At 67.3% G+C, this 25,609-nt stretch carries 24 protein-coding genes; 8 read left to right on the top strand and 16 right to left on the bottom strand.

Features of this window, described 5'->3' with window-relative positions; genetic code table 11:
- Window positions 1–48 precede the first annotated feature (48 nt).
- From tpiA to NV2_RS12580, 8 genes are all read right to left on the bottom strand, one after another.
- Window positions 49–834, bottom strand: a complete 786-nt coding sequence (gene tpiA, locus NV2_RS12615; RefSeq protein ID WP_067872324.1) for a triose-phosphate isomerase — start codon at window positions 832–834, stop codon at window positions 49–51.
- Window position 835: 1 nt separating this feature from the next.
- A complete protein-coding gene (locus NV2_RS12610; RefSeq protein WP_067872321.1) occupies window positions 836–2,056 on the bottom strand; it encodes a phosphoglycerate kinase in 1,221 nt (406 codons plus the stop codon).
- Between the two features lie 5 nt (window positions 2,057–2,061).
- Window positions 2,062–3,081, bottom strand: a complete 1,020-nt coding sequence (gene gap, locus NV2_RS12605; RefSeq protein ID WP_067872318.1) for a type I glyceraldehyde-3-phosphate dehydrogenase — start codon at window positions 3,079–3,081, stop codon at window positions 2,062–2,064.
- A gap of 155 nt (window positions 3,082–3,236) precedes the next feature.
- A complete protein-coding gene (gene whiA / locus NV2_RS12600; RefSeq protein ID WP_067872315.1) occupies window positions 3,237–4,220 on the bottom strand; it encodes a DNA-binding protein WhiA in 984 nt (327 codons plus the stop codon).
- Entirely contained in the window at window positions 4,211–5,266 is a 1,056-nt protein-coding gene (locus NV2_RS12595) for a gluconeogenesis factor YvcK family protein (RefSeq protein WP_067872313.1), read from the bottom strand. The genes whiA and NV2_RS12595 overlap by 10 nt, the downstream gene beginning before the upstream one ends.
- A complete protein-coding gene (gene rapZ / locus NV2_RS12590) occupies window positions 5,263–6,198 on the bottom strand; it encodes an RNase adapter RapZ (protein WP_067872310.1) in 936 nt (311 codons plus the stop codon). The genes NV2_RS12595 and rapZ overlap by 4 nt, the downstream gene beginning before the upstream one ends.
- 102 nt (window positions 6,199–6,300) lie before the next feature.
- Entirely contained in the window at window positions 6,301–8,433 is a 2,133-nt protein-coding gene (gene uvrC, locus NV2_RS12585) for an excinuclease ABC subunit UvrC (RefSeq protein ID WP_067872307.1), read from the bottom strand.
- A 78-nt stretch (window positions 8,434–8,511) separates the two neighbouring features.
- Entirely contained in the window at window positions 8,512–9,366 is an 855-nt protein-coding gene (locus NV2_RS12580) for a LysR family transcriptional regulator (protein WP_067872304.1), read from the bottom strand.
- Between the two features lie 71 nt (window positions 9,367–9,437).
- Here NV2_RS12580 and NV2_RS12575 point away from each other — a divergent pair, with 71 nt between their 5' ends.
- Window positions 9,438–10,481 (top strand): bile acid:sodium symporter family protein, encoded by a 1,044-nt coding sequence (locus tag NV2_RS12575; protein WP_084474466.1) that lies wholly within the window; start codon window positions 9,438–9,440, stop codon window positions 10,479–10,481.
- Here the strand turns inward: NV2_RS12575 and NV2_RS12570 are convergent.
- The gene (locus NV2_RS12570) at window positions 10,456–11,742 is read right to left on the bottom strand and encodes a winged helix-turn-helix domain-containing protein (protein WP_067872300.1); all 1,287 of its coding nucleotides are present in this window, start codon (window positions 11,740–11,742) and stop codon (window positions 10,456–10,458) included. The two genes, NV2_RS12575 and NV2_RS12570, sit on opposite strands and share 26 nt — an antisense overlap.
- Window positions 11,743–11,832: 90 nt before the next feature.
- On the opposite strand from NV2_RS12570, the gene NV2_RS12565 reads away from it, so the two are divergent.
- Window positions 11,833–13,551: an FAD-binding dehydrogenase gene (locus NV2_RS12565; protein ID WP_084474463.1), complete on the top strand. Its 1,719-nt coding sequence runs from the start codon at window positions 11,833–11,835 to the stop codon at window positions 13,549–13,551.
- 22 nt (window positions 13,552–13,573) lie between these two features.
- Here NV2_RS12565 and NV2_RS12560 read toward each other — a convergent pair whose 3' ends face one another.
- The gene (locus NV2_RS12560) at window positions 13,574–14,152 is read right to left on the bottom strand and encodes a hypothetical protein (protein ID WP_067872297.1); all 579 of its coding nucleotides are present in this window, start codon (window positions 14,150–14,152) and stop codon (window positions 13,574–13,576) included.
- Between the two features lie 173 nt (window positions 14,153–14,325).
- Here NV2_RS12560 and NV2_RS12555 point away from each other — a divergent pair, with 173 nt between their 5' ends.
- Window positions 14,326–15,129: an ABC transporter ATP-binding protein gene (locus tag NV2_RS12555; RefSeq protein WP_067872586.1), complete on the top strand. Its 804-nt coding sequence runs from the start codon at window positions 14,326–14,328 to the stop codon at window positions 15,127–15,129.
- 132 nt (window positions 15,130–15,261) lie between these two features.
- Window positions 15,262–15,678 carry a DUF3291 domain-containing protein gene (locus tag NV2_RS12550; protein WP_067872294.1) on the top strand — a complete coding sequence of 139 codons (417 nt, stop codon included), beginning with the start codon at window positions 15,262–15,264 and terminating at the stop codon, window positions 15,676–15,678.
- 67 nt (window positions 15,679–15,745) lie between these two features.
- Here NV2_RS12550 and NV2_RS12545 read toward each other — a convergent pair whose 3' ends face one another.
- Complete coding sequence (locus NV2_RS12545; RefSeq protein WP_067872290.1) at window positions 15,746–17,224, bottom strand: amino acid permease; 1,479 nt, start codon at window positions 17,222–17,224, stop codon at window positions 15,746–15,748.
- A 103-nt stretch (window positions 17,225–17,327) separates the two neighbouring features.
- Here NV2_RS12545 and ggt point away from each other — a divergent pair, with 103 nt between their 5' ends.
- Window positions 17,328–19,268: a gamma-glutamyltransferase gene (gene ggt / locus NV2_RS12540; RefSeq protein WP_157102873.1), complete on the top strand. Its 1,941-nt coding sequence runs from the start codon at window positions 17,328–17,330 to the stop codon at window positions 19,266–19,268.
- Between the two features lie 34 nt (window positions 19,269–19,302).
- On the opposite strand, the gene NV2_RS12535 is transcribed toward ggt, so the two are convergent.
- The 4 genes from NV2_RS12535 to NV2_RS12520 form a co-directional block, all read right to left on the bottom strand.
- Window positions 19,303–19,905, bottom strand: a complete 603-nt coding sequence (locus NV2_RS12535; RefSeq protein ID WP_084474460.1) for a PH domain-containing protein — start codon at window positions 19,903–19,905, stop codon at window positions 19,303–19,305.
- 5 nt (window positions 19,906–19,910) lie between these two features.
- The gene (gene ribH, locus NV2_RS12530; RefSeq protein WP_067872285.1) at window positions 19,911–20,390 is read right to left on the bottom strand and encodes a 6,7-dimethyl-8-ribityllumazine synthase; all 480 of its coding nucleotides are present in this window, start codon (window positions 20,388–20,390) and stop codon (window positions 19,911–19,913) included.
- Window positions 20,391–20,455: 65 nt separating this feature from the next.
- Entirely contained in the window at window positions 20,456–21,706 is a 1,251-nt protein-coding gene (locus NV2_RS12525) for a bifunctional 3,4-dihydroxy-2-butanone-4-phosphate synthase/GTP cyclohydrolase II (RefSeq protein WP_067872282.1), read from the bottom strand.
- Between the two features lie 81 nt (window positions 21,707–21,787).
- A complete protein-coding gene (locus NV2_RS12520) occupies window positions 21,788–22,408 on the bottom strand; it encodes a riboflavin synthase (RefSeq protein ID WP_067872279.1) in 621 nt (206 codons plus the stop codon).
- A 535-nt stretch (window positions 22,409–22,943) separates the two neighbouring features.
- On the opposite strand from NV2_RS12520, the gene NV2_RS12515 reads away from it, so the two are divergent.
- Window positions 22,944–23,417 carry a hypothetical protein gene (locus tag NV2_RS12515; protein ID WP_210749245.1) on the top strand — a complete coding sequence of 158 codons (474 nt, stop codon included), beginning with the start codon at window positions 22,944–22,946 and terminating at the stop codon, window positions 23,415–23,417.
- On the opposite strand, the gene rpe is transcribed toward NV2_RS12515, so the two are convergent.
- Window positions 23,386–24,051, bottom strand: a complete 666-nt coding sequence (rpe, locus tag NV2_RS12510; protein ID WP_067872273.1) for a ribulose-phosphate 3-epimerase — start codon at window positions 24,049–24,051, stop codon at window positions 23,386–23,388. The genes NV2_RS12515 and rpe overlap by 32 nt on opposite strands.
- A gap of 132 nt (window positions 24,052–24,183) precedes the next feature.
- Here rpe and NV2_RS12505 point away from each other — a divergent pair, with 132 nt between their 5' ends.
- Entirely contained in the window at window positions 24,184–24,597 is a 414-nt protein-coding gene (locus NV2_RS12505; protein WP_210749244.1) for an ATP-binding protein, read from the top strand.
- The gene (locus NV2_RS12500) at window positions 24,597–25,577 is read left to right on the top strand and encodes an RNA polymerase sigma factor SigF (protein ID WP_373863556.1); all 981 of its coding nucleotides are present in this window, start codon (window positions 24,597–24,599) and stop codon (window positions 25,575–25,577) included. Before NV2_RS12505 ends, NV2_RS12500 begins: the two co-directional genes overlap by 1 nt.
- Window positions 25,578–25,609 lie beyond the last annotated feature (32 nt).

The raw sequence follows: 25,609 nt of genomic DNA, 5'->3' as shown, positions 1-25,609 counted from the left end.
CGGATCCGGGGCCGAGAACGTGTTTCCAGGCGAGCGCTGCCGCCGCGATCAGGGCAGCGGGCCACCCGCGGCAATCGCCGACAGCGTGGCGAACTCGTCACCCTTGAGCGACGCGCCACCGACGAGCGCACCGTCGATATCGGGAGATGCGATCAACTCGCCGACATTCTTGGCATTGACCGAGCCCCCGTAGAGGATGCGCACACTCGCGGCAACCTCCTCGCCGGCGAGCTGCACCAGTTCGGTACGCAGCGCACCGCACACTTCCTGGGCGTCGGCCGGAGTGGCGACGCGGCCGGTGCCGATCGCCCAGACCGGCTCGTAGGCGATGACCACCTTCGCGATCTGCTCGGCGGACAGTCCCTTCAGCGAACCCCGAAGCTGCTCGAGGTTGTATTCCACATGGGTTTGCGCCTCACGCACGCCGAGTCCCTCACCGATGCACACGATGGGGGTCATCTCGTACTGCAGCACCTTCTTGGCCTTCTCCAGCACCGTGGCATCGTCCTCGGTGTGGTACTGCCGGCGTTCCGAATGCCCGACCACGACGTAGCTGCAGGACAGCTTCGCCAGCATGGCCGCGCTGATCTCACCGGTGTAGGCACCGGATTCGTGCACCGACACGTCCTGCGCGCCGAAGGTGATCCGCAGCCGGTCACCCTCGATGAGGGTCTGGACACTACGAATGTCGGTGAACGGCGGAATGACCGTGACATCGACCTTGTCGAAGTACTTGTCCGGCAGCGCGAAGGCGATCTTCTGCACCAGAGCGATGGCCTCGAGGTGGTTGAGGTTCATCTTCCAGTTGCCGGCGATGAGCGGTTTGCGTGCCATCTCAGGCCTCCCCGTCTTCCAATACGCTGATTCCCGGAAGTTGTTTGCCCTCCAGATATTCCAGCGAGGCGCCACCGCCGGTGGAGATGTGGGAGAACCCGTCCTCCGGCAAACCCAGAGTGCGCACGGCCGCGGCGGAATCGCCGCCACCGACGACGGTGAACGCACCCTTCCCGGTGGCAGTGACCAGGGCCTCGGCTACGGCGCGGGTACCCGCGGCGAAGGCCTCGAACTCGAACACGCCCATCGGACCGTTCCAGAACACCGTGCGGGCCTCGGTCAGCAAGGCGGCGAACCGCTTCGCCGACTCCGGTCCGATGTCCAGACCCATCCAGCCGTCGGGAATCTCGTCGGCCGCCACCGTCTTCGTCTCGGCGTCGGCGGCGAATTTCGCTGCCGCCACGATATCGACCGGCAGGTGGATCACATCGGCGAAGCGCTCGAGCAGATCCTTGCAGGTGTCGATCATCTCCTCCTGCAACAGCGAGGAGCCGACCGAGATGCCCTGCGCAGCAAGGAATGTGAAACACATGCCGCCGCCGATGACGAGGGTGTCCACCTTGGGGGCCAGCGCCTCGATCACCGCGAGCTTGTCCGACACCTTGGAGCCACCGAGCACCACCGCGTAGGGCCGCTCGGTATCGGTCGTGAGCTTGCGCAGCACATCCACTTCCGCGGCCACCAGGGTGCCGGCGTAGTGCGGCAGCAGTTCTGCCACGTCGTAGACCGAGGCCTGCTTGCGGTGCACGACACCGAATCCGTCGGAGACGAACGCACCGTCGTCGCCGACCAGTTCGACCAGCGCACGAGCCAGCTTCTGCCGCTGTGCGTCGTCCTTGCTGGTCTCCCGCGGATCGAAGCGGATGTTCTCCAGCAGCAGGACGTCGCCGTCGGTGAGGCCCTCCGACCGCGCGAGCGCGTCCTGACCGACCACATCGCCGGCCAGTTGCACGTTGCGGCCCAGCTCCTCGCCGAGTTTCGCGGCCACCGGCGCCAGCGACAGCGCCGGATCCGGCTCACCCTTCGGGCGGCCCAGATGTGCGGTGACGACAACCTTGGCGCCCGCCTCGGCGAGCGTCTTGATGGTGGGAACCGAGGCGATGATCCGGCCCGGGTCCGTGATCTGCCCGTTGTCGAGGGGAACGTTCAGGTCGGAGCGTACGAGTACGCCCCGGCCCTCGACGCCCTCGGCGAGGAGATCCTGAAGAGTCTTGACCGTCATCTCGATTACAGCGACTTCCCGACCAGGCCGATGAGGTCGGCGAGACGGTTCGAGTAGCCCCACTCGTTGTCGTACCACGACACGACCTTGACCTGATCGTCGATGACCTTGGTCAGCGGCGCATCGTAGATCGAGGAGTGCGGGTCGGTGACGATGTCACTCGAGACGATCGGGTCGGTGTTGTACTTCAGGATGCCCCGCAGCGGCCCCTCGGCAGCGGCCTTCATCGCGGCGTTGACGTCGTCCAGGCTCGCCGACTTGGCCAGGTTGGCGGTCAGATCGGTGACCGAGCCCGTCGGCACCGGAACGCGCAGCGCGTAACCGTCCAGCTTGCCCTGCAGCTCGGGCAGTACCAGACCGATCGCCTTGGCGGCGCCGGTGCCGGTGGGCACGATGTTCAGGGCGGCGGCGCGGGCACGGCGCAGATCGCTGTGCGGGCCGTCCTGCAGGTTCTGGTCCTGCGTGTAGGCGTGAATGGTGGTCATCAGGCCCTTGACGATGCCGAACTCGTCGTGCAGCACCTTGGCCAGCGGGCCGAGGCAGTTCGTCGTGCAGGACGCGTTGGAGATGATGTTCTGGCTACCGTCGTACTTGTCGTCGTTGACGCCCATCACGATGGTGATGTCCTCACCCTTGGCGGGCGCGGAGATGATCACCTTCTTGGCGCCGGCGGCCAGGTGTCCCTTGGCCTTGGTCGCGTCGGTGAAAATACCGGTCGACTCGACCACCACGTCGACTCCCAGGTCGCCCCAGGGCAACGCCGCCGGGCCTTCCTTGATGGCCAGCGCCTTGATCCGCTGGTCGCCCACCACGATGGTGTCCTCACCGTCGAGCGACACGTCCTTCGGCAGACGGCCGAGGATCGAGTCGTACTTCAGCAGCGTGGCGAGGGTCGCGTTGTCGGTGAGGTCGTTGACCGCGACGATCTCGATATCGGTGGTACCCAGCGCCTTCTGCGCCTCTACCGCCCGGAAGAAGTTGCGCCCGATACGACCGAAGCCGTTGATCCCTACCCGGACTGTCACGTTATCGCTCCTCAGCTTTCAAGCGGATTCATTCCGATGTAAGACCACCCTAATGCCCGGCTGTGAGACGCCGGACACGCCCCTGCCGCGACATCACCGCCGCACTACGGCGGCGGTGAGGCCAAATCGGCCGCGGCCGAACGCGTTCAAAACGCTCACGCGTCTTCGAGCAACTCCGCGGTCACGGCCGACTCGGTGTCGGGAATACCGAGTTCCTTCGCCCGGCGATCCGCCATGGACAGCAATCGGCGAATGCGGCCGGCGACGGCGTCCTTGGTCATGGGCGGATCGGCCAGCTGTCCCAGTTCCTCCAGGGAGGCCTGGCGGTGCTGCACCCGCAACCGCCCGGCCGCGGCCAGATGATCGGGAACGTCCTCGGCGAGGATTTCCAGCGCCCGCTCCACCCGCGCCGCCGCGGCAACCGCAGCCCGTGCCGACCGACGCAGATTGGCGTCGTCGAAGTTGGCCAGGCGGTTGGCCGTGGCCCGCACTTCGCGCCGCATGCGGCGCTCCTCCCAGGTCAGGCGGGTATCCTGGGCGCCCATCCGGGTCAGCAGCGCGCCGATCGCCTCGCCGTCGCGCACGACCACACGGTCGGTGCCGCGGACCTCGCGGGCCTTTGCCGAGATCCCCATGCGGCGGGCGGCGCCGACCAGGGCCAATGCGGCCTCGGGACCGGGACAGCTCACCTCCAGCGCCGAGGACCGTCCTGGTTCGGTCAGCGATCCGTGTGCCAGGAAGGCGCCGCGCCATGCGGCCTCGGAGTCGTTGATGCTGCCGCCGACGACCTGCGCGGGTAGGCCCCGCACCGGACGACCGCGCACATCGAGCAACCCGGTCTGCCGAGCCAGCGCCTCCCCCTCCTTGGACACCCGCACGACATAGCGGGAGGTTTTACGTAAACCACCCGCACCCAGCACGTGCACATCCGACCCGTAGCCGTAGAGCTCGAAGATCTCACGCCGTAGCCGGCGTGCGATCGAACCCATATCGACCTCGGCCTCGACGATCACCCGACCGCCGACGATATGCAGACCGCCGGCGAACCGGAGTAGCGCCGATAGTTCCGCCTTGCGTGCACTCACCTGCGAGACGGACAGACGGCTCAACTCGTCCTTCACCTCGGCTGTCATCGCCACGAGACCCGCTCCTTTCCACCCGATACGGACCGCACCTGCTGGACCGGATGCCGTCCTTCGACTCGAAGCCCTGCCAATTCCGGCCGAGGTTGGCGGACCAGCTGATCCAGTGCGGCGGCCAGCTTCCCGGGGTGGTGCCGGTCCGTCCCCGCCTCGGCGACATCAGCGAAGGTTACTCGTGCGCGCAGCTGTTCGGCAGCTCTTGCCACATGTTCGCGTTCCCTACCTTCCGGTACGGAGCCCGAATCCACGAGAACGTGGTCGACAGCGAAATCCGGTGCGTGCTGGGACAATACATGTAAATGTCGTTCCGCGGAGAATCCCGCGGTCTCACCCGGCTCCGCAGCCAGGTTCAGGACCAGCACTTTCACCGCGTCGGAGTGCATCAGCGCGGCCCGCAAATCGGGCACGAGCATATGCGGAATCACGCTGGTGAACCACGATCCAGGACCCAATATCACCGCATCGGCGTGCTCGATCGCAGCGAGCGCTTCCGGAACGGTCGGCGGATCGGACGGGATGAGCCGTACCCGGCGGACCTTGCCGGGCGTGGTGGCGACGGCAACCTGCCCGCGAATGCACCGGCTCACCCGCGGATCGGCCTCCAGTCCGGACACGTCGGCTTCGATGGTCAGTGCGGTCGGCGACATCGGCACCACCCGGCCGGTGCAGCGCAGGATCGTCGCCGCCGCACCCAGCGCGGCCACCGGATCCCCCAGCACCTCGGCCAGGCCGGCCAGCACCAGATTGCCCACCGAATGACCGGCCAGCGCGCCGGTGCCACCGAAGCGGTGCTGCACGGTACGGGCCCACACCCCTTCCGGATCCTCGGCGAGCGCCGCCAATGCCATCCGCAGATCGCCGGGCGGAAGCATGCCCAGTTCGGCACGCAACCGGCCGGAGGACCCACCGTCGTCGGCAACAGTCACCACGGCGGTGATGTCGTGGGTGAACCGGCGGACGGCACTCAGAGTGGCGTACAACCCGTGTCCACCGCCCAGAGCCACCACCGCAGGGTCGTCGTCCCCGGTCGCGGCGCCGCTCACTCGCGCCCCAGGTCCCGGTGTACCACTCGCACGACGTCGGTCGCGGCGCTGTCGGGACGTCCCAGTAACTCACCCAGCTGCTCGGCGATCGCCACGCTGCGGTGCTTACCGCCGGTACATCCCACTGCCACGGTCATATATCGCTTGCCCTCCTGGCGGTAGCCGCTGGTGGTCAGGTCGACCAGATGCCTGCAGGTACTCACATAGTCGTCGGCACCGGGCCGTGACAATACGTACTCACGTACCGCGTTGTCCTGCCCGGTCTGCTCGCGCAACCCCGGAATCCAGTGCGGGTTCGGGAGAAACCGCACGTCCAGCACCATATCCGCGTCCAGGGGAACACCGTATTTGAATCCGAAGGATTGAATCGTCACCTGCAGGGCCGCCGGAACACCGCCCCCGTAGGCCTCCTCGAGTTTGCGATGCAGCTGATGGACCGACAGCGCGGTCGTGTCGATCACCAGATCCGCCGCGGTTTTGACCTTGGACAGCGCGCGTCGTTCGGCGGCGATCCCCGCGGACAAGGTGCCGTCGGCACTCTCACTCTGCAGCGGGTGGCGCCGCCGCGCGAACCCGAACCGCCGGATCAGCACATCGTCGGACGCCTCCAGGAACAACACCCGGGTCTCGACGCCGCGGCCACGCAGCTGCTCGGTCACCCCGGAAAGATCTCCGGTGAAGAACCGGCTGCGCACATCCATGACCAGGGCCAGTTTGGTGATCGGTGGATCGGCCGCCGCCCCCAGTTCGATCAACCGGCCGATCAGTTCCGGCGGGAGATTGTCCGCGACATACCAGCCCAGATCCTCGAGTACCCGGGCGGCGGTGCCGCGTCCGGCACCGGAGAGACCGGTGACGACGACCACCTCGACGGGATGGGTGCCGGGGGCTGGTTCGGCGCTCGCACCGGGGTTCGATTCGACGCTCGTCATGTCCTATCGGATCCGTCCATGGCTGCCATTCGATCATCCTGCCCGTCCGCACCGGCCCGGTGAAGCGCGCACCGCCCACGACACCGAGACGTAATCGAGCCGTCATTCGGTGTTGAGAGCCGCGAGTACCGCCTCGGCCGTCGCCACCCCGATTCCCGGGACCGCGGTGATTTCCTCCACCGTAGCCTGCTTCAGTTTCGCCACCGACCCGAAATGACCGACCAGGGCGGTGCGGCGCGCTTCCCCCAGACCGCGCACGGAATCCAGCGCCGACGCCGTCATCCGCCGTGAGCGTTTGCTGCGGTGGAAGGTGATGGCGAACCGATGCGCCTCGTCGCGGACCCGCTGCAACAGGAACAGCGATTCGCTGGTGCGCGGCATGATCACCGGATCCGGCTCCCCCGGCACCCACACCTCCTCCAGACGCTTGGCCAGCCCGATCACCGCGACATCGGTGATGCCCAGCTCGTCGAGCACCTCGGCCGCCGCGGCGACCTGCGGGGCGCCGCCGTCGACGACGTACAGATTCGGCGGGTAGGAGAACTTGCGTGGACGTCCGGTGCGCGGATCGATACCGGGAGGCAGCTCCGCCGGTTCGGCCTCGGCCTCGGCGATCTCTTCGGCGCCGGCGTGAACGGGTGAGCGCTCCGCGGTACCGTCGCCCGCACACGCCGGCGCGGTCGAATCGGCACCGCCCGCGCCCGCCGGGGGAACACCCATCTCGTCCAGATCGCGGCGCAACCGGTAAAAACGCCGGCGAGTGACCTCGGCGATGCTGGCGACGTCGTCGGACCGCCCCTCCCCGGCCGCCTCCTTGATCGCATAGTGGCGGTACTCGGACTTACGGGGCAGACCGTCTTCGAACACCACCAGCGAGGCGACCACATCGGTGCCCTGGACGTGACTGATGTCCACGCACTCGATCCGCAGCGGCGCACTGTCGAGGTCGAGCGCGTCCTGAATACCTTGCAGCGCTGCCGATCTCGCGGTCAGATCACCGGCCCGCTTGAGCTTGTGCTGGGCCAGCGCTTCCTGGGCGTTGCGCTGCACCGTTTCCATCAGCGCCTTCTTGTCCCCGCGCTGGGGCACCCGCAGCGCCACCGACGACCCGCGCAGCGACGACAGCCAGCCCTGCACCTGATCGGGATCGCCGGGAAGTGCGGGCACCAGAACCTCGCGCGGCACCGCGGTGGCCGGGGTTTCGGTATCGGTGTCCGCGGCGAAGGCGGCCTGCTCACCGTAGAACTGGGTGACGAACTGCTCGACCAGTGCCGCCAACTCTGCGGACTCCCCGCTCTCGGCGCCGGACCGGGCCGGTTCGCCGGCACCACCGGACCAGTTCAGGTCGACCGCATCACCGGACTTGTCGACGACCCACCCTCGCTGGCCGCGCACTCGCCCGTCTCGCACATGGAAGATCTGCACCGCGACCTCGAGTTCGTCGGCGGCGAAGGCGACCACATCGGCGTCGGTGCCGGTGCCGAGAACCACGGCTTGTTTCTCCAGCGCCCGTTTGAGTGCCGCGACGTCGTCGCGCAGGCGGGCCGCGGTCTCGAAATCCAGATCCGCCGCCGCGACCTGCATCCGTCGTTCCAGCTCCCGCACCATACGGTCGGTGCGCCCGGCCAGGAAGTCACAGAAGTCCGTCACGATCCGCCGGTGCTCGGCAGCGTCGACCCGGCCGACGCACGGTGCCGAACACTTGTCGATGTAGCCGAGCAGGCACGGACGCCCGATCTGACTGTGCCGCTTGAACACTCCGGCCGAGCAGGTACGCACCGGGAACACCCGCAACAACAGGTCCACCGTTTCGCGGATGGCCCAGGCATGAGCGTAGGGGCCGAAGTAGCGCACCCCCTTCTTGCGGGCACCCCGGTAGACGAACACCCGCGGGTATTCCTCGTTCATACTGACCGCGAGCATCGGATAGCTCTTGTCGTCGCGGTAGCGCACATTGAAGCGCGGATCGAATTCCTTGATCCAGTTGTACTCCAGCTGGAGCGCTTCGACCTCCGTCGACACCACCGTCCACTCGACACTGGCGGCGGTCGTCACCATCTGCCGGGTCCGTGGATGCAGCGACGACACATCGGCGAAGTAGGAATTCAGGCGACTGCGCAGACTCTTGGCCTTGCCGACGTAGATCACCCGTCGGTAGGAATCCCGGAATTTGTAGACGCCGGGTTCGACGGGAATGGTGCCCGGTGCCGGGCGGTAGGTCGCGGGATCTGCCACGAGAACCAGGTTAACGACCGGCACCGACAGCGGAGGCGACCGCTGCCGGACCAGCGGTGTCGCGCTGCGGCGGCACCGCTATCGATGCATCCGGTCGGCGCCGGCGACGATGGCGTCACACAGTGCCTGTTCCGGTTCCGACAGGGTGCTGTGCCGGCGCAGCAGCACGAACTCCAGCTCCCCCAGCTCCGGCAAGGTCTCGTCGTCCACCGCGAACAGCCCTGGTGGCAACAGGGTTTCGGCATGCACCACGACGCCGAGCCCGGCCAGCACCGCGGCACGCAACCCGAGCTGGCTGTCGCTGACACAGGCGATGCGCCAGCTGCGGTCCTCTCGTTCCAGTGCCCGCAGCGCGACGTGACGAGTCAGGCTCGGTGGCGGGTAGGTGACCACCGGAACAGGGTCGTCGACAGCACCGGTCCCGGATCGCCCCGCCCACACCAACCGGTCGCGCCACAGCAGCTGTCCGTGCCGTTCTCCCGGCAGCCGTTTGGCCACCATCAGATCGAGTTCCCCCGCAGCCATCCTGGTCTTGAGGTTCTCGCTGAGCCCGACGATCAGTTCCAGGTCCACACCGGGATGCGACCGCTGGAATTCCAGGAGCACGTCGGGCAGTTCGCGCGCCACCACATCGTCGGAGGCGCCGAGCCGGATCAGTCCGGTCAGTGTCGAGTCGGAGAAGTAGCGGTCGGCGCGTGCCTGCGCGTCCAGGATGGCGCGGGCGAAACCGATCATCGCCGCACCGTCCGCGGTGAGCGACAGGTTACGGGTGTCGCGTCGGATCAGCTCACGGCCCGCAGCCTGCTCGAGCCTGGCGATGTGTCCACTGACCGTGGACTGCCGCAGGCCCAGGATGCGGGCCGCGGCCGTGAAGCCGCCCGCCCGGTCGACCGCCAGGAAGGTACGCAGGAGTTCGGGATCGAACATATTCATCACGATACGCGTTCCGAAATATCGCTTACATCGACTTTCGTGATCAGTTGGCCGGGTCGTACCGTAGCCGGGTGAGAGTGCTGGCAAAACTTCGCATCGACGGTTTCCTGCTGGGCCTGTTCGTGGCCATGGGCATCGGCCTGCTGCTGCCTGCCCGCGGGGGCGCGGCCGATGTGCTGGACTGGGCCACCAAGATCGCGATCGCAGTGCTGTTCCTGCTCTACGGCACCCGGCTCGAACCCCGCGAGGCACTGGCGGGACTGCGACACTGGCGGCTGCACACCACGGTGCTCGCCACCACGTACCTGCTCTTCCCGCTGCTGGGCCTCGCGATGCGGCTGCTGGTGCCCTCGGTCATCACCGACGACCTTTACACCGGGCTCTTGTATCTGTGCCTGCTGCCCTCGACGGTGCAGTCCTCGATCGCCTTCACCTCGATCGCGCGCGGAAACGTGGCGGCCGCGGTGGTCAGCGCGTCGGTCTCGAATCTGCTGGGTGTGTTCGTCACCCCGTTGCTGGTGATGCTGCTGATGCAGACCACCGGCACCGCCACCGTCTCGCTGACCTCGATTCTCGAGATCGTGCTCCAGCTCCTGGTGCCGTTCGTGGCCGGCCAGCTGTTACGACCGAAACTGCACCGGCTGCTCGCGCACACCACACTGACCAAGGTCGTGGACCGGGGATCGGTCTATCTGGTGGTGTACGCCGCGTTCAGCGCGGGCATGGTCGAGCACGTCTGGCAGGGACTGGCGATCGGCCGCATGCTCGCGGTGGTCGGCATCTCGGTCGTCCTGCTCGCGGTGGTGCTGGGCATCACGGCAGGCGTGGCGCGGGTGTCCGGGTTCGACCGCGCCGATCGGATCGTGGTGATCTTCTGCGGTTCGAAGAAGAGCCTCGCCACCGGACTGCCGATGGCCACCGTGCTGTTCGCCGGACAACCGGTGGGCCTGATCGTGCTGCCGCTGATGATCTTCCATCAAATCCAACTGATCACCTGCGCGGCCCTGGCCGGACGGTGGGGCCGGGCGGCCGACGAAGCGGAGGCCCGGGCCACGAACACCCCGGTCGCCGGAGCGACCGTCGCCGAGATCAGTGGCCGCACTCCGCGGCAGTGAGCTCGACGGGTAGCCGATCGACGGCTCGCTGCCGTACTCCGGCGGCAGCGAGGGCCAAGGCCAGATCTCCGCGCTCGCCGACTTCGACCGTCTCGAGCCCGAGCCACTGCGCCATCTCCCACAGGTGCTGCGCCAGGGCACCGGCGATCCGGGCGGCGGGCCGACCCGGCTCGGCGAAGGCGCCCGGCACGTACAGCCGTCCGTTCACCCGGTCGGCCCGCAGGTCCACCCGGGCGACCAGTTCACCGTCGAGCAGGAACGGGAACACGTAGTAGCCGTGCACCCGCTTGTGGGCGGGAGTGTAGATCTCGATGCGGTAGTGGAAATCGAACATTCGCTCGGTGCGGGCCCGGAAGAAGATCAGCGGATCGAACGGGCACAGCAGCGCGGCGCCCTCGATCCGGCGTGGGATCCGTGTCCCGGCCCGCAGGTAGGCCGGCCGGTCCCACCCCTGGACCCGGACCGGTTCGACCGCGCCCGCGTCGACCAGATCCGCCAGCGCCGGCTCGCACTGCTGCCGGCGCAGGCGGTAATAGTCACGCAGATCGGCCTCGGTGGCCACCCCCAGTGCGTCCGCGGCGCGCAGCACCAGTTCCCGGACCGCGTCGGACTCCTCGACGCGGCGCCCGACGACCTCGCGTGGCAGCACCCGGTCGGTGAGGTCGTAGTGCCGCTGGAATCCGACCCTCTTGTCGACCGACAACTCTCCGGTGGCGAACAGCATTTCGCACACGATCTTGGTGTCGCTGTGGTTCCAACCCCAGTGGTCCTTGCGGCGCGGCCGATTCAGTTCGAGCCGGCGCTCCACCTCGGCGGCAGTGCTCGGACCGGAGACCGCGATCGTCTCCAGCACCTGTTCGGGCAGCGCGGGATTCGCCTCCAGCACCCGACGCGCGCCGCCCCACCGGCCGCTGCCGAATCCGGCCATCCGCCACCGCATCAGCGGCCAATCCTGCACCGGAATCAGCGCCGCCTCGTGCGCCCAGTACTCCACCAACCGGCGTGGCCGGCGCGTGCTGTGCCCCCAGGCGGCCTCGTCCAGCAGGTCACGATCATAGGCGCCGATCCGGCTGAACACCGGAGCGTAGTGGGCGCGAACCACGGCGGCTACCGAATCCAGTTGCAGCAGTTTGGTATTGCGCAGCACACCGAGCACCGCACGACGAGCCGGTGCTGCTCCGGCATCAACACGGGGTGGGCCGGCGAATCCCTGGGCTGCGAGTGCGGCGCGGCGAGCCGCGTCGGCGGTAATTGTGCGCACACACCGAATCTGCCATGCCCCACCGACACCTCGCGCGGACCTACGGCCGGACCGGCGAAATCTGCTAGGTTGAAGCCGTTCGATACACGAATGTATCGAACGGCGTCGACGAATGCCTCGAATGCGCAAGGAGTGCCCGTGACACCGTCACAGCAGCCGGATGTCATCGTCGTCGGGGCAGGCCTGGCCGGCCTGGTCGCGACCTATGAGCTGACCCGCGCCGGGAAGCGGGTGCTCGTCGTGGATCAGGAGAACCGCCGCAACCTCGGCGGCCAGGCGTTCTGGTCGCTGGGCGGACTGTTTCTGGTCGATACGCCCGAACAGCGGCGCCTCGGGATCAAGGACTCCTTCGCACTGGCCTGGCAGGACTGGCAGGGTTCGGCCGGATTCGACCGCGAGGACGAGGACCACTGGGCGCGGCAATGGGCGCGCGCGTACGTGGAGTTCGCCGCCGGGGAGAAGCGCCGGTACCTGCACGACCTCGGGCTACGGATCACCCCGCTGGTCGGCTGGGCCGAGCGCGGTGGCGCCACCGCCGACGGGCACGGGAACTCGGTGCCACGCTTCCATCTGACCTGGGGCACCGGCCCCGAAGTCCTGCGGGTCTTCCTGGAACCGGTGCTGGCCGCCGAGCAGCGAGGACTGGTCGAATTCGCCTTCCGGCACCGGGTCGACGATCTCGTCGTCACCGACGGCGCGGTGACGGGGATCCGGGGCTGCGTGCTCGAGCCGAGCGAGCTGGACCGCGGTGTGGCCTCGTCGCGAACCACCGTGGGCGAGTTCGAATTCCAAGCCCCGGCGGTGCTGGTGTCCTCCGGTGGCATCGGCCACAACCACGATCTGATCCGCGCGAACTGGCCCTCCGAACGTCTCGGCCCGTGCCCGCAGACCATGATTTCCGGGGTACCCGCCCACGTCGACGGCCGGATGCTGGCGATCACCGAATCGGCGGGCGGGCGGATCGTGAACCGCGACCGGATGTGGCACTACACCGAGGGCATCAACGACTGGAACCCGGTCTGGCCCGATCACGCCATCCGTATCATTCCCGGGCCGTCGTCGCTGTGGTTCGACGCTACCGGAAAGCGTTTGCCCGCACCGTGTTTCCCCGGCTACGACACGAATGCCACGCTGCAGGCGATTCTGTCCACCGGCTACGACTACTCGTGGTTCGTGCTGACCCAGTCGATCATCGAGAAGGAATTCGCACTGTCGGGTTCGGAACAGAATCCGGACATCACCGGTAAGGACTACGCACTCACCCTCAAGAGCCGTCTCGCCAAGGGCGCTCCGGGCCCGGTCGAGGCGTTCAAGCGGCACGGTGTGGACTTCGTCGTCGCCGATACCCTGCCGGAGCTGGTGCGGGGAATGAACGAGATCGCACGCGGCCCGGACCTCGACCTCGGCGACCTGGAACGCCAGATCGTCGCCCGGGATCGGGAGCTGGACAACAAATACAGCAAGGATGCCCAATTGATGGCTGTCGCCAATGCGCGGCGCTCACTGGGCGACAAACTGGGCCGGGTGGCAACACCGCACCGCATCCTCGACCCCGCACACGGCCCGCTCATCGCGGTCCGGCTCAACATCCTCACCCGCAAGACGCTGGGCGGGCTGCAGACCGACCTCGACTCCCGGGTGATCAGCAACGCCGGCACCCCGGTGCCCGGCCTGTACGCCGCGGGCGAGGTGGCCGGGTTCGGTGGGGGCGGGGTCCACGGTTACAACGCGCTGGAGGGCACCTTTCTGGGAGGGTGCATCTTCTCCGGCCGCGCCGCAGGCCGCGCGATGGCCCAGCCGCCGCACTGAGCCTCGCCGGGCATCACCCCGTTCAGTGCGGCGCGATGCTCTTGGCGCCCACCGCCCGGGTCAGACTGAAGATGGGCAGCCCGATGACCAGGTGTTCGATCGCGGTGGAGGCACCCACCCAGAGGTCGCTGGACAGCGTCAGCGGAATGATCACCGACGCGGCGATGAGAATGCCGACGATCCAGCCGAAGAACATATCCGCCGACGGTGTCCCCAGATGCAGCAAGTACCACAGCACGCCCGCCAGCAGCGCGCACAGGAACGCCACCACCGCGAACCAGTACCCCTGGTCCGCCATCGGATTCCACACGCCGAACTTGCCGCTTTCGGTGGCGCGGGTCGCGATCACGTCGATGATCCACGCACACAGCCAGGCAGCGAGGGCGGTCACGACCGCTGTGGCGAGCACCCCACCGGCGAACATGCCCAGGTTCACCTCCGGCTCGCGCCGCTGCGCGGGCTGCCGGGCCGGTTGCTGGTAGCTCTGATATCCGGGATCCTGGTAGCCGGAATTCCGATAGCCGGGGTCCGGATAATTCCCCGGCTGATAACCGCTTTCGTACCGCGCCGTACGCGGGTCGCGCGGATCCTGTGGATGCACCGCCGTTCACCTCCGTCGAGAGTGGGTGTGCCGAGTCTAGGGCGGCACCCGGGCGCCGGGCGGTCGAACGACACGCGCGCCGCGACCACCGCGGGCACCTCCCCGGGGAGTACCCCACTCACGGGCCGGTGCTACCTATCAGCTTGTCTGAGGAGTTTGTTACCGTGACGATCATGGTCGATTCCCCCATCCTGCAGGTGGACGCCGTGGATTTCGTGCGCAACCACAACCCGATCCTCTCCGAGATCTCCTTGACGGTGCGCCCCGGCGAGCACTGGGCGCTACTGGGACCCAACGGTGCCGGCAAGACGACACTGTTGAAGATGCTGGGCGCACAGGAGCACCCCACCCGCGGCAGCGTGCACGTCCTCGGCCATCGCCTCGGCCGCGTCGACATGCGCGAACTCCGCGCCGCCATCGGCCATGTCGACCCCCGGCACAATCCGCCCTACCCCCTCACCGCCCACGAGGTCGTCCTGACCGGACTCACCAACACCGCGGACCTCAAAGGACGCTGGTCACCCACCCCCGAGCAGGAGAGCGAGGCCGATCGGCTGATCGAGCTGATGGGCCTCACCCATCGGCGCGCGGCACGGTGGCCGACGCTGTCGCAGGGGGAGCGCGGCCGGGCACTCATCGCCCGTGCCCTGATCGCGGAACCCCAGCTGCTGCTGCTCGACGAACCCGCCACCGGCCTCGACGTCGGGGGGCGCGAACAGCTCATCGAACGCATCGATCTGCTACAGACCACCCATCCCGGTCTGGCATCGATCCTGGTGACCCACCACCTGGAGGAACTACCGCCGGCCACCACCCACGTGCTGCTGCTCCGGGACGGCCGCATCGTGACCAGCGGCCCCGTCGACCAGGTGCTGACCAGCGCGACCATCAGCACATGCTTCGATCACCCGATCCGCCTCGACCGCACCGACGACGGTCGCTGGCACGTCCGCACCGAACGGGTGACACCCGCCTGAAGCAACACGTCCGACACGGAGGCCTCGCGGCACACCGGTCCCGGTCACCTCAATCTTGCCATTGACAAGATTGAGGTGACGTGCGACTGTGGAAGCCGCCCTCAGCACACTGCCGCTCCGCCGGAGGATTCCATGCCCACCCTGCCCTGGATCACCATCGATCAGCCCGCCACAGACACCGTCCAGGTCATGGCCTCACGCCTCGAGGTCCGCTCCCTGCGCCACGTTCCCCACTTCTTCGCGACCTCGATAGCCCTGTGGAAACAGGCACGCCGGTCACCCGGTGCGCTCGGCGTCACCCTGAAGGCCGACCTCACCCGCCGCACCTTCTGGACCCTGTCGGCCTGGACGGACCACGAAGCGATCGCCGCCTACGCACGGGCCGAACCACATGCCTCGGCCACCACGCGGACCCGCACCGTGATGCGCGAATCGACCTTCGTGTTCTGGCAGGTACCGGCGACCGAGCTGCCGATCGACTGGGTTGAAGCCCACCGCCGCATCACTGCCGAACGCGAACACCGCCCGGCCACACCGTCACCGCACTGATGCCGCACTGCCGACACCAGCGGACCCTCCCGGCGGCCGGTGACCACGCAGCACCCGGCACTGCCGATCAGTCGTCGACGGGAACCTGCTCCCGGATGCGTGCCGGTTCCCCGTCCTCCGGTGGTTCACGCAGCCGCGCCACGGCCATGACCCGCGACCGCGCGGCGAACCAGCCGATGATCAGGGCCGGAATCAGCACGACCAGGCTCGCGACCGTCCAGGTGCCCACCGGGCGGTCGAACGCCATCAGCACCAGCATCACGGCCAGGAACACCAGCGTCGCGATACCTGTGTACGGGGCGCCGAACATACGGAAGCCCGGCCGCTCCATCTCACCGCGCCGCCAGCGCCGCCACAGTGCCAGCTGGCAGAGCACGATCGTCGCCCACGACGACAGAATGCCCAGCGACGCGACATTGAGCACGATCTCGAACGCCCGCTTCGGCACGATGTAGTTGAGCCAGATCCCCACCAGCGCGATGAGACTGGTCAGCAGGATGCCGCCGTAGGGCACCCCGCGACTGTTCATGCGGGCGGTGAACTTCGGCGCACTGCCGTTGACGGCCATCGACCGCAGCACGCGGCCGGTGGAATACAGCCCCGCGTTGAGACTGGAGAATGCGGCCGTCAGCACGACCAGGTTCATCACCGAACCGGCATGCGGCACCCCGAGTGCCGCAAAGAACGTGACGAAGGGGCTCTCGTCCGCGTGATAGGCGGTGTAGGGCAGCAGCAACGCCAGCAACACCAGCGCGCCGACGTAGAACACCGCGATACGCAGAATCACCGAGTTGATCGCCCGCGGCATGATCTTCTCCGGATTCGCCGTCTCGCCTGCGGCGACGCCCACCATTTCCACTGCCGCGTAGGCGAATACCACACCCGAGGCCACGGTCACCAGTGGCAGCACACCCGTCGGGAACCATCCGCCCGATGCCGAGACGAGACCGAAACCCGTTTCGGCGCCATCGATCCGGAACCGGCCGCCGAGGAATACGACACCGATGATCAGGAAACCCACCAGCGCTGCGACCTTGATCAATGCCGCCCAGAACTCGAACTCGCCGAACCACTTCACCGAGATCAGATTCACGCCCAGCACCAGGCACAGCGCGATCAGCGCCAGCACCCACTGCGGAATGGCTCCGAAGCTGCTCCAGTAATGCATATAGGTCGCGATGGCGGTGGTGTCGACGATGCCCGTCATCGACCAGTTCAGGAAATAGGTCCAGCCGGCGACGAATGCCGCCTTCTCCCCGAAGAACTCACGCGCGTAGGACACGAACGATCCCGAGGTCGGGCGGTGCAGCACCAACTCCCCCAGCGCCCGCAGAATGAAGAACACGAACACCCCACAGATCGCGTACACCAGGAATAATCCCGGTCCCGCATCCGCCAGCCGTCCGCCCGCTCCGAGGAACAACCCGGTGCCGATGGCGCCACCGATCGCAATCATCTGCAGCTGACGAGGTTTCAGGCTCTTGTGATACCCACTGTCCTCGGCACTCAGGTGGGACTGTGCCGGTAGATCGCTCGTTTCGCTCATCGAGGAGGTGATTTTCCTTGGTCGGCGGTGGGGGCGGCTCGACGTTACTCGCCCTGGGAACGATCCCCGACGCGGCGGTACCGGTGCGGGCTAAAGTCCCAGCATGAGGCGTATGCGAGCGATCCCGGCCGGGGTGGGGGCCGCCCTGCTGCTGGTAGCCGGCCTGCTCACCGGCTGCTCGGCCGAAACCACAGAGGCCGCCGACTCCTGCGCCGATGCACCCAACGGCACCCCGATCGCCGCCGCCGGGCCCACCGCAACCGCCACCGACCTGGCCACCAACCCGGAGATCGCGACCGGATACCGCACCGGCATGACGCCGGTGCGCACCCACAGTTACGCCGTCTCCACCGCCAATCCCGTGGCCACCGCGGCCGCCTGCCGGATACTCGCCGCAGGCGGCACCGCCGCCGATGCCCTCGTGGTGGCCCAGACCGTCCTCGGACTCGTGGAACCGCAGGCCTCCGGCATCGGTGGCGGCGCCTTCCTGCTCTACTACGACGCGGCCGGCAAATCCATCGAGGCCTACGACGGCCGCGAGACGGCACCGGCCGCCGCCACGGAGAACTACCTGCGCTGGATCAGCGAGACCGACCACACTGCGCCGCAACCGAACCCCCGCGCCAGTGGGCGCTCCATCGGAGTACCCGGTGCCCTCCGTCTGCTCGAAGCGGCGCACCGCGATCACGGCGAACAGCCGTGGCACGATCTGTTCACGCCCGCAATCGACCTGGCCGACAACGGATTCGACATCAGCGCGCGTCTGGCGAGCCAGATCGAGGAATCCGCACCGGCGCTGGCACGCGACCCCGGCGCCCGGGCGTATTTCCTGCAGCCCGACGGCACCGCGAAACCACAGGGCCACCACCTGAGCAATCCGGCCATGGCGAAAACTCTGGGCGCGATCGCCACCGACGGCGCCGATGCTTTCTACACCGGCGCGATCGCCCGCGACATCGTCGATACCGCCGCCGATACCGCTGCAGGCCGCACCGCGGGCCGGCTCTCCCTCGACGATCTGGCCGGCTACCAGGCGAAAAAGCGCACCCCGCTGTGCACCGACTACCGGACACACCACATCTGCGGAATGCCCACCCCGTCGTCCGGAGGCATCACCGTCGCCGCCACCCTCGGCATTCTGGAGAACTTCGACCTCGGCGCGCTGGGCCCGCACGACCTCGATCGCGACGGCGGTGAGCCGGCCGCCGAGGCCGTCCACCTGATCTCGGAGGCCGAACGACTCGCATACGCCGACCGGGACAAATACGTCGCCGACTCCGACTTCGTGCCGCTGCCCGGCGGCTCCCCCGACGCACTGCTGGACAAGCAGTACCTGAAGGACCGGGCCGCGACGATCGGCCCCGCACACGCGATGGGCACCGCCCGCGCCGGAGACTTCGGGCCCGTTCCACTCGGCACCGCACCGCAGCAACCCGAACACGGCACCAGCCACATCTCCGTCGTCGACCGCCACGGCAACGCGGCCGCGATGACCACCACGGTCGAGTCGGCCTTCGGGTCGTACCACATGACCGACGGCTTCGTCCTCAACAACCAGCTCACCGACTTCAGCGCCGAACCCACCGGTACCGACGGTCTACCGCTGGCCAACCGTGTCTCCCCGGGCAAGCGGCCACGCAGCTCGATGAGCCCCACCCTGATCTTCGATCGCACAGCCGGTGGTACCCGCGGCGACCTGGTCGGCGTCACCGGCTCCCCCGGCGGGTCGGTGATCATCCAGTTCGTGGTGAAAGCGCTCGTCGGCCTGCTGGACTGGCACCTCGATCCGCAGCAGGCGGTGTCCCAGGTAGCTTTCGGTGCCGCCAACACGCCGGTCACCGGGGTCGGCGGCGAGCATCCGGCCATCGACGCCACCTCCGGCGGCGATCACGACCCCCTGGTTCGTGCCCTACGCGCCATGGGACATCAGGTATCGGTGGACCAGCAATCCAGCGGGCTCAGCGCCCTACAACGAACCAGCGACGGCTGGATCGGCGGAGCCGACCCACGCCGTGAGGGCACCGTCCTCGGCGACGCTCGCTGATACCGGCCGATGCCGCCGGCGCGCATCCCGCAGGTCAGCTGCCCTGCTGCTCATCGCCCCGGGCCGCGCCGGCGCCGCCCTGCGTAGCCTCTCCAGCACCGCCCTGCGTGGTCCCGTCACCCTGCGCAGTCCGATCTTCGCCGAGCGCCGCCGTGTACTTCGCCCCCAACTCTCGAAACCGGTCCATCGCATGCGCCGCATGCTCACGGTCGTTGACCCGGATGGCCAGTAGCGGCACATATTCGTCGCCCGCCAGCTCGAGGCGCGCCCACGCCTTCTTGTCCGGCATCGAGATACCGCGGATATCGGGCCACCGGTACTCGTTGTCGCCCAGAATATTGCGCACCACAACCCCGTGCGGGCCCACCCGCACCCGGGGACGAGTCAGCAGCAACACCGCGCCCGCCAGCAACAAACCGAAACAGATGATCGCGATTTGATCCGAACCGCGGAAATTCACCCCTGTCGTCGAATGGCTCGACAACACCCCCGCGACGATGAACAACACCGCGATCACCGCCGCCACGATCCGAGTGAACCGCACCGCACGGCGCGGACGCACCTCCAGATCCCATCGCGGGTCACCGTCGGCCGGGGAATCCGACCCACGCTTGAACAAGTGACCGACCGACGCCATCGGAATCAGGCTTCGCCGCGCAGCGCACGCAGAGTCAACGCCGCATCCAGGGCCGCCGCACTCGCCTGCTCCCCCTTGTTCTCCGCCGAATCAGGAAGACCCGCGCGATCGAGCGCCTGCTCCTCGGAGTTCACCGTCAGCACACCGTTCGTCACCGGCGTACCCGCATCCAGCGACACCCGGGTCAAACCCGCGGTCACCGCGTCACACACATACTCGAAATGCGGGGTACCCCCACGAATCACCACGCCCAAGGCGACCACCGCATCATGGGTGCGAGCCAACTCCTGAGCCACCACCGGCAGCTCCATCGCGCCCGCGCACCGCACCACCGTGATCTGTTCGACGCCCGCCTCCCGGGCCACCCGCTCGGCGTTGGCCAGCAACGTGTCGCAGATGGTCGTATGCCAGCGCGACGCCACGATGCCCAGCGTCAGCTCCTTCGCATCCGCCAGCGAGAACTCCGGTACACCCGCACCGCTCATCGACCGCTACCTCTTCTCACCGAATTCCATTGCTTACCGGCTCCCCGCGGGCACACGATCCGCGATCAGTGCGCCGTCTCCCCCAGATCCAGATCATCCAAGCCCACCAGGTCGTGCCCCATCCGATCGCGCTTGGTCCGCAGATACCGCAGATTCTCGGCATTCGCCCGCACCGGCATCGGCACCCGCTCGGTGATACTGAGCCCGTATCCGTCGAGACCGACCCGTTTCGCCGGATTGTTGGTCAGCAACCGCATCGACTTGATCCCCAGATCGACCAGGATCTGCGCACCCGTCCCGTAGTCACGCGCATCCGCCGGCAAACCCAGCTCGATATTCGCATCGACGGTGTCGTGGCCCGAATCCTGCAACTGGTAGGCCTGCAGCTTGTGCATCAAGCCGATACCGCGGCCCTCGTGGCCGCGCATATACAGCACCACGCCGCGCCCCTCGGCCGCCACCATCTCCATCGCCGCATCCAACTGCGGACCGCAATCACAGCGCAGCGAACCGAACACATCGCCGGTCAGGCATTCCGAATGCACCCGCACCAGCACATCGTCACCCGAATCGGCACTCAGATCACCGCGCACCAGCGCCACATGCTCGACATCGTCGTAAATGCTCTTGTATCCCACGGCCTTGAACTCGCCGTACTTGGTGGGGATCCGCGCCTCCGCGATCCGCTCCACCTGCTTCTCGTTCCGACGTCGCCACGCGATCATATCGGCGATCGAGATCAGCGCCAGCTCGTGCTCGTCGGCGAAGATCCGCAGCTCCTCGGTGCGGGCCATGTCGCCCTCGTTCTTCTGGCTGACGATCTCACAGATCACGCCGGACGGGCTCAAACCCGCCATCCGAGCCAGATCCACCGCCGCCTCGGTATGCCCCGGGCGCCGCAGCACACCGCCCTCCTTGGCACGCAGCGGCACCACATGGCCGGGCCGGGTGAACTCGTCGGCCCGTGACGCCGGATCGGCCAGCAGCCGCATCGTCGTCGCCCGATCCGCACCCGAAATACCGGTCGTCACACCCTCACGCGCGTCGACCGACACCGTGTACGCCGTACCGTGCTTGTCCTGATTCACCGAATACATCGGCGGCAGACCCAGCCGATCACAATCCGCCCCCGTCAACGGCACACAGATGTAGCCGGAGGTGTAACGAATCATGAAGGCCACCAGCTCGGGCGTCGCCTTCTCCGCGGCGAAGATGAGATCGCCTTCGTTCTCCCGGCCCTCGTCGTCGACGACGACGACGGCCTTACCCGCGGCGATATCGGCGACTGCGCGCTCGATGGTGTCGAACCTGGTCACGTCTGCTGTGCTCCATCTCGGAATAGGTGCGAGTCAACCCTACTGTGTCTATGGCCTCCGCTTCGCTGCGGCGGGGGTGGGTCATCCGCGCTGGGTGAGGCGCTCCACGTACTTGGCGATGATGTCTGCTTCCAGATTCACCGTGGTGCCGGTGGGGGCGCTGCCCAATGTGGTGAGCTCGCGGGTGGTGGGGATCAGGGAAACCTCCAGCCAGTCGCGGTGGCCGGAGTCACCGTCGTCGTCGAGGCCCACGCCGGAGACGGTCAGCGAGATGCCGTCGACGGTGATCGAACCCTTTTCCACCACGTACCGGGCGACACTGTCGGGCAACGAGATCCGCACCACCTCCCAGTTGTCGGACGGGGTGCGCGAAACGACGGTACCGGTGCCGTCGACGTGGCCCTGCACGATATGGCCGCCGAGCCTGCTGTTCACCGCGGCGGCACGCTCCAGATTCACCCTCGACCCCACATCCAGCGTGCCGATACCGGAACGGCTCAATGTCTCGCCCATCACATCGGTGGTGAAGCTGTCGCCGTCGACGACGTCGACCACCGTGAGGCAGACACCGTTCACCGCGATCGAGTCGCCGTGCCCGGCATCGGAGGTCACCAGAGCGCCGCGGATGGTGAGCCGCGCCGCATCCGCGGATCGATCCACGGCGACGATCTCGCCCAGTTCCTCGACGATGCCTGTGAACATCCCATTCTCCTGTCACCAGACGCCCGCCCGATGGGGACGTCCATAGCCCGAACGATGCCGGCCGCCCGGGGTATTCCCGGGCGAGCCGAAGTGTCCTCAGCGTAACGACGTGCGGTAGCAGGAGGCATTCGGCCGACTACCGGTCCGGATACGCGACTGTGGGCCGGAAAAGACGCATCGAACCGGGCGCGGCGCAGCGGCACGCCGGGCAGAGAATTCGACAGCTCGCCAATAGGGGCTCGCATCGAATGTCGACGAGGAAATCGCGATCGATCGTGAATACGGCCGAATGGAACTCATCGCTCACATACCGCATATCGGGAAAATCCGACATTATTGGGCGGCCGAACCCCGTTTCTTACCCACCTGCCGAAAGGGTCAATCCCAGAACTTGCGTCACACCGAATCCGGTAGCAAGATTGTTATGCAGTTGACTCCAACAGTTCACGAGCACGCGTATTTCACACGACATCCGGAAAGTTAGGCCCGACCGGGCCGGATCCACGTTGGACAACAACACTTTTGGGGGTACGGCGTGACCACGACAGTGATCGATACAGCTCTCACGGATCGATGCGAGCGCTACCGGCGTATTTTTCATCTCCCGGCGGCGGTCGACGACGCGTCCCAGCACATCGTGCTCGACATCGGAAGCCGCTTCGGCGCGGTCACCATGCCGGCCGACATCGGCGAGCGGGTCCTGCGCCAACTCACCCAGTCCGGATTGGTGACTCCGGTCGTCCATCATCCGCGCGCCCGGCGCTGGACCTTCGTCACCGGACCCTCACATTCCGCGGAGATCACCACATCCGTTGCCGCCGAACTGTTTCGGCTCTACACCACCGTCGCCTGCACCGGCAGCCACATCGTCCTCCCGTCCGCCGAGGACGAGCGGACCGGCTATCGCATCTGGGTGCAGGCTCCGGACCATGTCGACGCGGTCGTACCGATGGCCGCCGTCGTGGAGGCCGTGCGGCTCAGCTCCGCACCGCCCGCTCCGTCTCGATAACCTTCTCGCGCAAGGCTTCCACGGTCGCGGCCGGATCCGGGGTGCCGTAGACCGCGGAGCCTGCGACGAAACAGTCGACGCCCGCCTCGGCGGCAGCCTCGATCGTGTTCATGTTGATGCCGCCGTCGATTTCGACGACCAGTCGCAATTCCCCGCTGTCGACCAGCCGTCGCACCGCGCGTGCCTTGTCCAGCACCTGCGGAATGAACGATTGCCCGCCGAACCCCGGCTCGACGCTCATCACCAGGAGCGTGTCGAAATTGCGCAGAATTTCCAGGTACGGCTCGATCGGAGTGTTCGGCTTCACCGAGAGGCCGGCCTTGCCGCCCGCGGCATGAATATCGCGCGCTACCGCGACCGGGTCCTCGGTCGCTTCCGCGTGGAAGGTCACGTTGTAGGCGCCGGCCTCGGCGTAGGGGGGTGCCCAGCGGCCCGGATCCTCGATCATCAGATGACAGTCCAGCGGAATGTCGGTGGTCTTCAGCAGACTCTGCACCACCGGCAGGCCGAGGGTCAGATTGGGCACGAAGTGGTTGTCCATCACATCGACGTGCAGCCAGTCCGCGCCCTCGACAGCCTGCATCTCCTCGGCGAGACGAGCGAAATCTGCGGACAGTATGGACGGCGCGATCATCGGCGACGGCCGGTGGAAGTGAGGGTTCGAGGTGGACACAGCGCGAGAGTGTACTGGGTGCGATACCGCCGAATCCGACACTGTCGACGATTGCCCGCCGCGAAGTTGGGTAGCCTCCGTAGGGTGATCAACATGTCGGCTGAAGAGGGACTGCGCAGCACACCTGTCGAAATCGGAGTAGCGGCGACGGTGTCGCAACTGGCGATCGTGCGCGGATTGGCCGAAACGCTGGTCCTGCTCAGCGATTTCACGCTGGACGAGGTGGCCGACATCCGGCTCGCTGTGGACGAGACCTGCTCCACGCTCATCGCACTCGCCACCCCCGGCAGCGCTCTGCAATGCCGGTTCACCGTCGGTGACAACGATCTGGTCGTGCGGGTGGCGGGCATTGCCGCCACCTCCGAACTGCCCGATCAGCGCAGCTTCGGCTGGCACGTGCTGCGCACCCTGACCGACGACATCGACGTCGGCCAGGAACCCTACGATTCGACGCTGTCCGGTTACCCGACGGTCGTGGAATTTCGCCGGGTCCGGGGGAAAGCGTAGTGGCCGACGAACACAACGGGTTCGAGGCCGACAAGGCCGCGGACACCGCGGATACGGCCGTGAGCAGACCCGACACCGACGCGGCTCACGCCAACGGCGACGACAAAGCCGCGGCGGGGCAGACCGAGGGCAGCGCCGACCGGACCGAAGGAAATGCGGGGCAGACCGACGGTGAGCAGGCCGACTCCGGTGACGATGCCGAAGCGGCCGAAGAAGTCGGCAAATCCGTCACCGGCGGCTACGACGATGTGAACGCGCTGTTCCAGGCGCTCGAGCAGGCCCCGGAGCATCGCCAGGGCGAGCTGCGCGAGGAGCTGATCAATCGGTGCATCCCGTTGGCCGACCACATCGCCCGCAAGTTCAGCGGTCGCGGCGAACCGTTCGACGATCTGACCCAGGTCGCCCGGGTCGGCTTGGTCCACGCGGTCGACCGATTCGACGTCTCGCGCGGCTCGAACTTCCTGTCCTTCGCGGTACCCACCATCATGGGCGAGGTCCGGCGCTACTTTCGTGACAACACGTGGGCGATGCGAGTTCCGCGGCGGGTCAAGGAAACTCACCTACGCATCGGCGCCGCGATCGATTCACTGTCCCAGTCACTGGGCCGCTCGCCCACCGCGAAGGAGATCGCGGCGCTGCTCGAGATCCATCCCGACGAGGTGACTCAGGCTGTTATCGCGGGCAACGCCTATCAGCCCAGCTCCATCGACGCGGTGTCGGTGGGCCGTGACACCGAGGCGTCGCTGTTGGACACCCTCGGCGAGGAAGAGTCGCAGTTCGACCGGGTCGAGGAATACGTGGCCATCCGCCCGTTGCTGGCGGGGTTGCCCGAACGCGAACGCCGCATCCTGACCATGCGGTTCTTCGAGTCGATGACGCAAACACAGATCGCCCAGCGCATGGGTATCTCGCAGATGCACGTGTCCCGCATCCTCGCGAAGACCCTCGCCCGCCTGCGAGAGCAGAGCGCCCGCGAATAACGCGCCGCCACCGCGGGATGCGGTGGCGGCGA

Origin of the sequence: Nocardia vermiculata NBRC 100427 (assembly GCF_001613265.1) — a bacterium.
GTDB lineage: Bacteria > Actinomycetota > Actinomycetes > Mycobacteriales > Mycobacteriaceae > Nocardia > Nocardia vermiculata.
Note: the sequence above shows the minus strand (reverse complement) of the source record. Positions and strands in the feature narration are given on the sequence as shown.

Coding starts and splice junctions, on each gene's coding strand:
- tpiA (WP_067872324.1), bottom strand. CDS start 834: ATGGCACGCAAACCGCTCATCGCCGGCAACTGGAAGATGAACCTCAAC.
- NV2_RS12555 (WP_067872586.1), top strand. CDS start 14,326: ATGGTCGATTCCCCCATCCTGCAGGTGGACGCCGTGGATTTCGTGCGC.
- NV2_RS12505 (WP_210749244.1), top strand. CDS start 24,184: ATGTCGGCTGAAGAGGGACTGCGCAGCACACCTGTCGAAATCGGAGTA.
- NV2_RS12545 (WP_067872290.1), bottom strand. CDS start 17,224: ATGAGCGAAACGAGCGATCTACCGGCACAGTCCCACCTGAGTGCCGAG.
- NV2_RS12580 (WP_067872304.1), bottom strand. CDS start 9,366: ATGAATATGTTCGATCCCGAACTCCTGCGTACCTTCCTGGCGGTCGAC.
- ribH (WP_067872285.1), bottom strand. CDS start 20,390: ATGAGCGGTGCGGGTGTACCGGAGTTCTCGCTGGCGGATGCGAAGGAG.
- NV2_RS12550 (WP_067872294.1), top strand. CDS start 15,262: ATGCCCACCCTGCCCTGGATCACCATCGATCAGCCCGCCACAGACACC.
- NV2_RS12520 (WP_067872279.1), bottom strand. CDS start 22,408: ATGTTCACAGGCATCGTCGAGGAACTGGGCGAGATCGTCGCCGTGGAT.
- ggt (WP_157102873.1), top strand. CDS start 17,328: ATGAGGCGTATGCGAGCGATCCCGGCCGGGGTGGGGGCCGCCCTGCTG.
- rapZ (WP_067872310.1), bottom strand. CDS start 6,198: ATGACGAGCGTCGAATCGAACCCCGGTGCGAGCGCCGAACCAGCCCCC.
- NV2_RS12535 (WP_084474460.1), bottom strand. CDS start 19,905: ATGGCGTCGGTCGGTCACTTGTTCAAGCGTGGGTCGGATTCCCCGGCC.
- NV2_RS12610 (WP_067872321.1), bottom strand. CDS start 2,056: ATGACGGTCAAGACTCTTCAGGATCTCCTCGCCGAGGGCGTCGAGGGC.
- rpe (WP_067872273.1), bottom strand. CDS start 24,051: ATGATCGCGCCGTCCATACTGTCCGCAGATTTCGCTCGTCTCGCCGAG.
- NV2_RS12565 (WP_084474463.1), top strand. CDS start 11,833: ATGTATCGAACGGCGTCGACGAATGCCTCGAATGCGCAAGGAGTGCCC.